Below are 9,222 nucleotides of genomic sequence, written 5' to 3'. Positions count from 1 at the left end.
GCTCGTCCACACCCATGGCGCGACGATAAAGGGTCAGAAGGAATCAGTCAAATGATTCGTGGTTCAGCAGGAGACGGTGCCGTTGCGTCGAGAGACCCGCGCTGGGTGGCTCACGATACGGCGAGCCTCAGGCATTCACTCCCACACAATATTCGTGACACCGGGAATGAGCGGAACGACCTCGGCCAGATGGCCCCTTAATCGTTCGAGCTCAGGGGCAGGGTCAACACGCTTGAAGAGGCGCTGCGTTACCGACAGTTCCGCGACGGGATAGACCATCCATTCATCTGTGCTGCCATCCGTGTTGCTGCACGCCAGCCACAGCATGAATGGCTTGCGCGAGATCATCACCACCCAGCCAAAATCTTCCGGGATGACGCCTTCGACTGAAACCCCTCGCTCCCGCAGCCGCTCGGCGAGCCAGGTGGCCCATGCTTTGCCATAACATCCGGGATTGGTGTGCTCATCCTCACCCGGGATGGGCTTGAAGAAGTCGGAGGTGAAGGTGACTTGATGGCCTGTGTTCATGGGGCCCTGCGTTCAGCGATCAGAACGAACATGATTCGTTGAGTCGTCTTGGGTCATGCAATGAGGAACGCTTCTTCTTACAAGTCCCATGCTCATCGCGGCCACAAAACAATGACCAGGACCCACGACAGCAGCAATGCACCGGCCGCACCGATGGCCATCACCGACGCAGTCGATCTCCATACCGGCCTGCTGCTGGCAATGCCCAAGCATGCCGATGCCAGCAGCGTAGCGGGCAAACCTCCGAACAATGCGACCGCAAATTCACCGCCGCCGGGAGATACAGTTTTATGACCAAACACCACCAAGTACATCCCCCAGTGCAGTACCAAAGCGATCAGCAGCAAGAGGCTTCCAAGGACGGTCAACAGCCAAGCGGCGAACGTTTGAGGGAATCGGGGCATCGTGGGTGGCAACAGCGATATTCCCTGCTTCGGACCACTGGAACAGAGAGGGCCCGACCTTCCTTCCGATCATCATCGATGACGCGCTACATAAGCTCGGAAAGACCGGCTGCTCGACAAGACGCAAGTCATGCCCTACGCCATTGATCTACGTCAGACAAGCCTGGCTGTAAAGTTGTATCGAAAAACAGAGCGTTGGTCCTTCAAGAAGAAATCTCAGCGCATCTCGATTCGCGGTCCTTCGGAAAAGTGCTGACCGATCTGAAGGCTCAGCATCGGCGGCGAGCGGTCATCCTCAAAAACAATCAGGTGGAAACTGTGATCGTGCCGGTGGATGACTATGAAAAGATGGCCGAGGCGCTCGATCTCTTGGAGCACATGGAGATCCATCGCCTGGTCACACAACGGGCGCGCAAGAAAGGCAAGAACACCGTCACCTTGGAGTCGTTGCTGAAGGAGCACCGACGTGCGATAGATCCGCAGCGTCTATCTGATCATCAACCAAGAGCGCCTGGTCGAAGTCGTTGCCATTGGAAAGCGCGAAGATCTCGCGGTCTATCAGAAAGCACGCAAACGGTTCACCCGCCGGGACCGAGAGAAGGACTCTTCCTCACTGCGTGAAAGTATGAGGACCTCGTGGCGCCGTGGACGCATTGACTGAGTCAACGCAGGCGCCGATAATGCGCCGCATCGAGGCCGATAGGGCCGGAGAACAGTCGCCTGTCCCAGACCGCCGCCAGTCGACGGTCGCGGATTTCAAGGAGTGCTCAGTGCGGGACCTCGACCACCCGCTCGAGTCGATCGTATTCTACGACGTTCATGTTTCTAAGCCTCCGGTTCTACGACGGAGCCTTCATTCGAGGATCGTATGATTAGCGGACCCGGCGCGGCCATGTTGGACAGCAAACTCTTCGTCTCACGCCTGAACGGCGAGTTCCGCGATCTCTACGAGCGATGGTGGGATGGGGACGAGTGGATCTGGATCAACCATGGCAAGCCCGAGGGCAGTCCAGTCACCGGTACGCCCGGCGCGGCGATGCTGGATGAAAAACTGTTTGTCGTCGTGGCCGACGGCAGTCTGTGGGAACGGCATTGGCGAAGCGACCTCGGACGCTGGGCCTGGAACAGCCATGGGCGACCCGGCAATCGTCCCATAGTGCACGGTCCCGGCGCTGAAATGTTGAATGAGAAATTTTTCGTCGTCACGGACGACGGGCATCTGTGGGAACGCCATTGGCGGAACGACCTGGGGCGTTGGGTGTGGAACGATCACGGCACGCCGCCGGCCACCACCGTCGCCACGGCCCCCGGTGCCGCCATGATGGACAGTAAGCTGTTTGTCGGCACCGCGAACGGACGGCTCTACGAACGTGTCTGGAACGGGACTCAATGGGTGTGGGTCGACCATGGCCTGCCGATCGGCACGTCCGTGGCCACGGCGCCTGGGGCGGCGATGATGAACAGTAAACTCTTCGTCGGCACCGCAGACGGACGATTGTTCGAGCGAGTGTGGAACGGGAGTCAGTGGGTCTGGGTGGACCACGGCGCGCCGCCCGGGACGACCGTCGCCACGGCCCCCGGCGCCGCCATGATGGACAGTAAGCTGTTTGTCGGCACCGGCAATGGGCACCTGTATGAACGGTTATGGAACGGCAGCCGGTGGGTTTGGGTGGATCACGATACCCCACCCGGCACCACCGTCAACGCCGCCCCCGGCGCCGCCATGATGGACAGTAAGCTGTTCGTATCCACGGCCAACGGACGGCTCTACGAGCGCACGTGGGATGGGTCTCGCTGGACTTGGGTAAACCACGGCACAGCCCTCCACGATCGCGCCGAGCATGTGGTGGGCCGCCCTGGATCGGATCCCAAACTCTCGATCCTGATCATGGGGGACGGCTATGCCGAGGCCGACATGCCTGCCTATCGGTCGCAGGTCACCAGTCAGGTGCTGGTGGCGTTAAGCCTGGATCAGCTGCTGTTGCATCAAGGCGCGTTCCGTGTCGTTCGGGTCGACTTGGTGTCGGTGGAGTCCGGTGTTCGAGAGCGTCGCTACAGTACGAGAGGCACCATCACCTCGGACGTGTTCAAATCCTCCCGGCTCGGCCTCATTCCCAACGACAGCTGGGATCGTTGTTGGTTCGATCTGTCGACGTTTACGGACGCGCGCATCGAAAAACTGCGCCTGCGCTTCGCTCCCGAGGCCGACCATGTCATCGTGCTCGTCAAGTCGGACACCTGGGGCGGGTGCAGCTCGATCGGCCCCGGCACTGGTTATTTTACGGAAGGCAGCGGCATGACGACCGTGGCCCATGAGCTGGGGCACAACCTGTTTCGCCTGGGCGATGAATACCTCAGCGACAGCGCCAGGGAAACGTACACCGGCGTGAGCAACTACCCGAATCTCTCGGAGGCGCCGTCGGATTGGACGAGGCTCAAATGGTTCGACCTCGTCGCCCCCAATACCCCGTTACCGACACATGCAGCCCGTCCACCCGCCGGGTGGAATCGCCGCACCAGCGTGGGCGCGTTTGAAGGGGCCGGAGGTTCCTATACGACCGGGCTCTTTCGGCCGGTGCTGGAATGCCGGATGAACCAAAACAATCCACCCTGGTGTCCGGTCTGCGGGCGAAAGATTCTTTCCGATCTGGAGGTGTTCGAATGAGCCCACACCCGCAGTGGCGCGGACAACGGCGCATCCGGGTCGCGCTCGAATTCACGGCACAAGGAGTCCGCCTCGCCGGCATGAAACCGCTGGAAGGGCCGGCCGTCCAACGGCCAGTCCTAGAGGGAAGTTATCTCGCTGAGGTCACGGTCGGAGGGACGACGGCGATCGTGCATTCGTTCAACGATCCGCGATCGGTTCGCGGGATTTCACGGCCGCAGCAGCCGGGGCACAGCCTTGCTCGCCAGGATACGGCCATCGTCTATGTCGATGTGCCGATCGCCCACGAGGGTCCCCTTGGGGACATCTCGATCAGCGTGATGGATCTCTCGAAGCTACGCCAGCGGCCGGTTGATATGGCCGAGGTGCAAGCGCTGCTCGGCCGTGCCCCCAAGGGAATCCGCGCGGCAGGACGCATTACCGGCGAACAATTGCGGGCGCATCCCGATTGGGGAGCGTTGGGGCTCCCCGGTGTTCCGTCGGCGCCACGCCTTGGCTTCTATGAAATTTATCGTGACCGAGGGAAAGAGTTCCGGTGGCGCCTTCATCACAACGATGGGCGAATTGTGGCGGAGTGCGCCAAGCCATACCCAAACCGTGCAGCCTGTGAAGCAGACCTTCGCTGGATGAAAGAATCGGGCTCACGAGCGCCTGTCCGTTCGCTCGATATTCCCTCTTCACCGGCTAGCCCCAAAAAGCGGAAGTAGCTGCCTCGTGAATGTCCCGGCGCCACGGCGCTTCATACCTCTGCACCGAACGACCGGCCCTGTCGGACACTGAAACAATCTCGTGCGTGAGTTGTGCTCACGGGGGGCTCGCTTGTGTCAGGCGGAGAAGCCGGCATTGACAGCCTGCATGCGGAAGCGCCTCACGATTCTCAATGCGATAGTGAAGAGGGGCACGCCATGGCAGGTGACAGCCAGTCAGCGCACTTGAAAGTCAAGACAATGACTGACCCCAATCGGTTACTCAACTGTCCTCTCAATGGTTCGAGTGCCGGCGAGACGCCGTGATTGGGAAGGTAGCGCGCAAGCCGCTCAACCAACTTCGGGTCAGGAATCACAGGGTAGCAGAGAGAGCCATGAACTCGAATCACTTAAGGGGATCTCTCCCCCTTACATCACATGGCATTTTTGGTCTGTGATTGCATATAATCGTACGCGATATTACACGCATAACAAATCATGAGGTACCACATGGCCGTGGCCTACAAGAAGGAAGAAATTCTCAGCGCATCTCGGGTCGCGCGGTCGTTCGGAAAAGTGCTGACCGCGCTGAAGGCCCAGCAGCGGCGGCGAGTCGTCGTCCTCAAGAACAATCAGGTGGAAGCTGTGATCGTGCCGGTGGATGACTATGAAAAGATGGCGGAGGCGCTCGACTTGTTGGAGCATATGGAGATCCATCGCCTGGTGACACAGCGGGCACGCAAGAAAGGCAAGAAAACCGTCAGCTTGGAGTCGTTGCTGAAGGAGCAGCGCGTTGCGATATAGCGTCGTTCTGACCGTCGCAGCTGCCCAGGACTTTCGACAGCTTGATGGATCCCTGAAAGCACCGGTTGCAAAGCAGCTCAGGAAACTCGAAACCGCCCCACGGCTTGGCGAACATCTTGGCAATCGCGCTGGCCTCGATCTCACCGGCTACTACAAACTTTACGCAGCCAAGAAATCGATCCGTATCGTGTACCGGATCATCGACCAGGAGATCCTGGTGGAAGTCGTCGCTATTGGAAAACGGGAAGATCTCGCGGTCTATCAGGAAGCACTTAAACGGTTAACACAGCAGAAGCGATAGAAGAACAGGTCTCCGCAGCAGCCCGCTTTCGCCTAAACTGCGGGAGCACCAACTCCACGGTCAGATAGGGCGGAACAGGCGTGAGCCCCGCGGTCGCCCGATAACTCGAGCAGGCATACGTCTCCGGCTTGCGAGTGAGGCGCGCGCGCACCGGATTCAGCACCACATACCGTCCCCCTTACCACATACCCTGGCCAGCATTTAATCAGTGGTTGCTGCCGGTGGTTTATCTGCAAGTTGAATTTCCGTCATGAGCGGGCTTAGCAAAGCCTTGGCTTCTTCGAAGGCTCGGATGATGTGTCGTCTCATGTAGAGACGGTTTATGCCATGAAAGAATGCCAGATCGTCTTCATAATCTGCTGAGAGTTCAATGCCGCCTATATTAAGTAGTCGGCCCTTTCCTCGCACAACCATGAACGAGGCCCGGTATTGTGGCCTATTGAGGTGCTTCTTATACGAATCGATATGGCAACCAGCGTCCCTCATCGCGACTACCGCATCATGCACATCCTTCACGTAATCATTCGGCAGGATATCATCCGTAAAGGAAACGCGCATTGCGTATTTGCGGGACTTTTCCAGCAGATCACGGAGGCAAATCATTAGCTCAATGAAGGCCGACCAAAACAGCACATGTTTTCGATTGCCATCATTAAAGATGCCACTATTGATCAACTCTGCGAAGCGATCGATTGTTCTCCTACATTCTTCCTGGGCAAATATGTCCATTATCTGGTTCGGCCCCATTTTGTAACCAGGCAGCAATAGAATGGTTTGCGGATGCTGCTAACGATGGCCAACCTTGAACACGCACGAAAGCGCCTCGTGACGTGCATAGCTGGTATTGCAGCGATGTTGCGGCGGAGAGTACAAGGTCTTTATTCTCTGTATACCCCATAAGTGACCAGAAAACTATCGCGCCTGCCCCATCAGTGACTTGTGAAAAACCACGCCCATGAGTAGAATGCCGTGCGCGATGCCCTAGCATAGAACCGCATTCCTATCATGTGAGCTATGAATTCTCCCGTGCGGTGGAGGTTCGAAATGTACCAGCTCGTCCAGCATAGGGATCGTTCCGCGCTACCCCCTCCCCTCTTGGTCATTGTCATAGTCACAACACTACTCACCAGCCCAGGGCTTGCATGGCCTTCAGAGAGCCCCTCGCATTCTTCTCAGTATGACCAACTGAAAGCCAGCATCGCAGCCAATTCAGGGGATATCACCTGCATTGCTAGGACCCTGGGCGCTCTCACAGAGATTCACCGTAGCACACCTCCAACAACGCCTCAAAGCTATGGCCAGTTAGAGAAAACCATCCAAGACCTTACGAAGGAAATCTCCACCCTAAATACCCGGATCGCAAGAGACAGCAAACCTGCCAAGGACCGCGAGGCCATATCTGGAAATTTTTGTGCGGAAGTCGTGGACACTGATCTGATAACAGCTATCTCGAACCTTACTACAAAGATTGACAGCATTGGCGGTCAAAAGAGCACACGGGGTTCATGGTTGGAAATAGTTTGGGAAATAGTGAAAGGTACTGTTTTTCCTCTTTTAGTTATCATAGTTACGCTATTCGCGACCGAGAGACCCAAACAAAGAAAACAAAGCGCAAAGGAGCAACTTGAGAAGTTCTATGCTCCCGTACTGGGCCGTCTTCGGGCAAATCAGGACATATGGAAGAATTTCACCGCCGATACCATCGAGACCTCCACTGCACTCTCCCCAGAGGAGATATTGACGATTATCCTGTACGACCCCGAAGCCAAAAGGGATCAATGGTTGAAGAAATGGGTGCGTGCAATGGAGGGCATTTTCCGACAAAACAATGAAGCCGCCGAAGAAACTATTCTGGAGAATTACGGATATCTAAAGCCAGAGGACGTGTTGCCAGGATCAGATTTTGACCAAGAACGCAAGAACTACTTAATGCACGTGGGAGAATTTAGGGCAGTCCTGAGCCGTTGGGATGAGGCGGGAAAACACTATGGCGAAGACACGTGGTATAACCGATGCCGTATATCACTAGGCATAGACATAAACGCATCCACAGCGGGTATGCCCACTTTGGAACAGTTCTTGGAATACTTTCACCCGACCAATCCTTATCCGAAGGAATTCCTTGGTGAGGTCCAGAAGTCTTACGACGAGCTGATGAAAGATGCAGGATTGGGAAAGAGGTGGTGGGGTCGCCGTCTATAGGATCAATTCCAAAATTATCGGTCTACACGAAGGAAAATGGAGGGGTGACAAATACAAGCGGCATTTGCCATTCCAGGCTCGACCATTCTCCATTATCGACTGTGAAACCGTGAGGCGATGATCGCATAGTGTCCACGGGATATAACGGCACCCCGGAGGACATGAAAAACTGCGACGAGGGTGGATGTGATCGCTGTTTGAATAGGGACAAGTATGGTTCGGGAAATGCCTATGACGTGTGTATTTGCGTACATGCGGAGCAGAATGTTCTCCTATCGGCGGCGAGGTTTGGAATCGCGGTCGAACGTGGGATTGTTTACACGACCATGAGGCCTTGTTTCGGTTGCACTAAGGAACTCCTGCAGGCAAAAATCCAATCGGTCTATTACATTCATGATTGGAAACACCCCAACAGCGAGGTATGGGGTGAATATGAAAAAATCCAGGGGCGATTCCCTGAGGGCATACGGCAGTTAAAAATTAATGATCCCGACAAGAGTTGGGCCATGCCGAGAAGCCTAGCTCAAGCACCCGAGGAAACCGGCCATTCCATTCCTGGGAATTAATCCCGCCTGCAAAGTGTATCGATTTATAGCTCTGTCCAATTCTCTCCCCAACTAGGGCTCCTCCTAGGGTCGGCCCTGGCGTTGGATGTGGTATGTCAGTGTTGTACACATCGGGCGAACCCAGGAGGCTTCCTATGATCACCACGCGCTTCGCACTGATTCCCGGATTAATCCTCACCCTCGGCGGCTGTATGACGGACGCGACCGTCGAGTTGACGAAAGCGCCGTTCGACGCCACCACGCAACTCACGAACGGAACGAGCGGAGCGACCAAAGAGTTCCTCGATCCGACGACCGAATTCACGTCGAGCACCACGCCCGGCGCGCTAACAGACGGCCGATTGCTCAGGGCGAAACAACGGGCTACGGTCTTCGCGACGCATACGCACGAAAACCTCCGCGCGGATATCGCTCGCGGCCAAGGAGAATATCTGGCGTCGCTCGCAGCCCTGGCTGGTGTGTCGGCAGACCGCTGGCCCGACTTTCAAACAACGGTGACAGCCTCGTACCCCACGCTCTTCGATGAGCAGATGTCGGTCGCGCAATCCAGCGAACGAGTCGTCGACATAGCCTGGGCAAACGGATACGGCAGGCAGCTCACTGCCCGTCAATGAGTGTCGAGTTATCTGGGCAGATAATCAGTTCAAACCGATGACGAGACCGGGATCGGGATGATGGTCCCCATTCGAAGGCGGTCCCTCACCCCGACCCCTGTTTCACCCTGACACATCACGTTTCCCTACCCCGCATAAATACACGTATTCCTTCGCACATCGGCGGTTGACAGGCCGGAGCGAGCGGCGTAGGTTTCGGTCACCTGACGGAACCTATGGCGAACATCAGCATCCACGGACGTGTCATCGATGAACGGGGGGCCGGCATCGCCGGCCTGACCGTTCGTGCGCTCGACTTCGATCCTTTTTTCAGTGAAGACGATGTCCTGGGCGTCGGCAAGACGGAAGGCGACGGCACCTTTCTCATTTCCTACTCGCCGGACGCCTACCGAACCTGGAAGGTCGATCGGAATCCCGACCTCGTCGCCCAGATATTCGGCCCCATCCACGCC

The 9,222-nt window shown here is 56.8% G+C and carries 12 protein-coding genes; 9 read left to right on the top strand and 3 right to left on the bottom strand.

Annotation, left to right across the window (positions count from 1 at the left end; all coding sequences use genetic code 11):
• Window positions 1-135 precede the first annotated feature (135 nt).
• Window positions 136-528, bottom strand: a complete 393-nt coding sequence (locus KF784_18590) for a hypothetical protein (protein ID MBX3121073.1) — start codon at window positions 526-528, stop codon at window positions 136-138.
• Window positions 529-620: 92 nt separating this feature from the next.
• The gene (locus tag KF784_18585) at window positions 621-932 is read right to left on the bottom strand and encodes a hypothetical protein (GenBank protein MBX3121072.1); all 312 of its coding nucleotides are present in this window, start codon (window positions 930-932) and stop codon (window positions 621-623) included.
• A gap of 249 nt (window positions 933-1,181) precedes the next feature.
• Here KF784_18585 and KF784_18580 point away from each other — a divergent pair, with 249 nt between their 5' ends.
• From KF784_18580 to KF784_18560, 5 genes are all read left to right on the top strand, one after another.
• Entirely contained in the window at window positions 1,182-1,553 is a 372-nt protein-coding gene (locus tag KF784_18580; protein ID MBX3121071.1) for a hypothetical protein, read from the top strand.
• Window positions 1,554-1,800: 247 nt separating this feature from the next.
• Window positions 1,801-3,597, top strand: a complete 1,797-nt coding sequence (locus KF784_18575) for a hypothetical protein (protein ID MBX3121070.1) — start codon at window positions 1,801-1,803, stop codon at window positions 3,595-3,597.
• Window positions 3,594-4,304, top strand: coding sequence for a DUF1508 domain-containing protein (locus tag KF784_18570; GenBank protein ID MBX3121069.1), 711 nt, complete (start codon window positions 3,594-3,596; stop codon window positions 4,302-4,304). The genes KF784_18575 and KF784_18570 overlap by 4 nt, the downstream gene beginning before the upstream one ends.
• A gap of 477 nt (window positions 4,305-4,781) precedes the next feature.
• Window positions 4,782-5,087, top strand: coding sequence for a type II toxin-antitoxin system Phd/YefM family antitoxin (locus tag KF784_18565; protein MBX3121068.1), 306 nt, complete (start codon window positions 4,782-4,784; stop codon window positions 5,085-5,087).
• Window positions 5,077-5,388: a type II toxin-antitoxin system RelE/ParE family toxin gene (locus KF784_18560; protein MBX3121067.1), complete on the top strand. Its 312-nt coding sequence runs from the start codon at window positions 5,077-5,079 to the stop codon at window positions 5,386-5,388. The genes KF784_18565 and KF784_18560 overlap by 11 nt, the downstream gene beginning before the upstream one ends.
• Before the next feature lie 201 nt (window positions 5,389-5,589).
• Here the strand turns inward: KF784_18560 and KF784_18555 are convergent, their stop codons facing one another.
• The gene (locus KF784_18555) at window positions 5,590-6,117 is read right to left on the bottom strand and encodes a hypothetical protein (protein ID MBX3121066.1); all 528 of its coding nucleotides are present in this window, start codon (window positions 6,115-6,117) and stop codon (window positions 5,590-5,592) included.
• Between the two features lie 315 nt (window positions 6,118-6,432).
• Here KF784_18555 and KF784_18550 point away from each other — a divergent pair, with 315 nt between their 5' ends.
• From KF784_18550 to KF784_18535, 4 genes are all read left to right on the top strand, one after another.
• Window positions 6,433-7,590, top strand: a complete 1,158-nt coding sequence (locus KF784_18550) for a hypothetical protein (protein ID MBX3121065.1) — start codon at window positions 6,433-6,435, stop codon at window positions 7,588-7,590.
• 128 nt (window positions 7,591-7,718) lie between these two features.
• The gene (locus KF784_18545) at window positions 7,719-8,156 is read left to right on the top strand and encodes a hypothetical protein (GenBank protein MBX3121064.1); all 438 of its coding nucleotides are present in this window, start codon (window positions 7,719-7,721) and stop codon (window positions 8,154-8,156) included.
• Window positions 8,157-8,290: 134 nt separating this feature from the next.
• Complete coding sequence (locus tag KF784_18540; protein MBX3121063.1) at window positions 8,291-8,770, top strand: DUF3015 family protein; 480 nt, start codon at window positions 8,291-8,293, stop codon at window positions 8,768-8,770.
• A 215-nt stretch (window positions 8,771-8,985) separates the two neighbouring features.
• On the top strand, window positions 8,986-9,222 hold a 237-nt coding region (locus KF784_18535; GenBank protein MBX3121062.1), incomplete at its 3' end, for a hypothetical protein.

This window comes from Fimbriimonadaceae bacterium (assembly GCA_019638775.1).
Lineage (GTDB): Bacteria > Armatimonadota > Fimbriimonadia > Fimbriimonadales > Fimbriimonadaceae > JAHBTD01.
The sequence above is the reverse complement of the archived record's forward strand: the minus strand, read 5'-3'. Positions and strand labels throughout refer to the sequence as shown.

Coding starts and splice junctions, on each gene's coding strand:
- KF784_18590 (MBX3121073.1), bottom strand. CDS start 528: ATGAACACAGGCCATCAAGTCACCTTCACCTCCGACTTCTTCAAGCCC.
- KF784_18585 (MBX3121072.1), bottom strand. CDS start 932: ATGCCCCGATTCCCTCAAACGTTCGCCGCTTGGCTGTTGACCGTCCTT.
- KF784_18575 (MBX3121070.1), top strand. CDS start 1,801: ATGATTAGCGGACCCGGCGCGGCCATGTTGGACAGCAAACTCTTCGTC.
- KF784_18570 (MBX3121069.1), top strand. CDS start 3,594: ATGAGCCCACACCCGCAGTGGCGCGGACAACGGCGCATCCGGGTCGCG.
- KF784_18565 (MBX3121068.1), top strand. CDS start 4,782: ATGAGGTACCACATGGCCGTGGCCTACAAGAAGGAAGAAATTCTCAGC.
- KF784_18555 (MBX3121066.1), bottom strand. CDS start 6,117: ATGGACATATTTGCCCAGGAAGAATGTAGGAGAACAATCGATCGCTTC.
- KF784_18550 (MBX3121065.1), top strand. CDS start 6,433: ATGTACCAGCTCGTCCAGCATAGGGATCGTTCCGCGCTACCCCCTCCC.
- KF784_18540 (MBX3121063.1), top strand. CDS start 8,291: ATGATCACCACGCGCTTCGCACTGATTCCCGGATTAATCCTCACCCTC.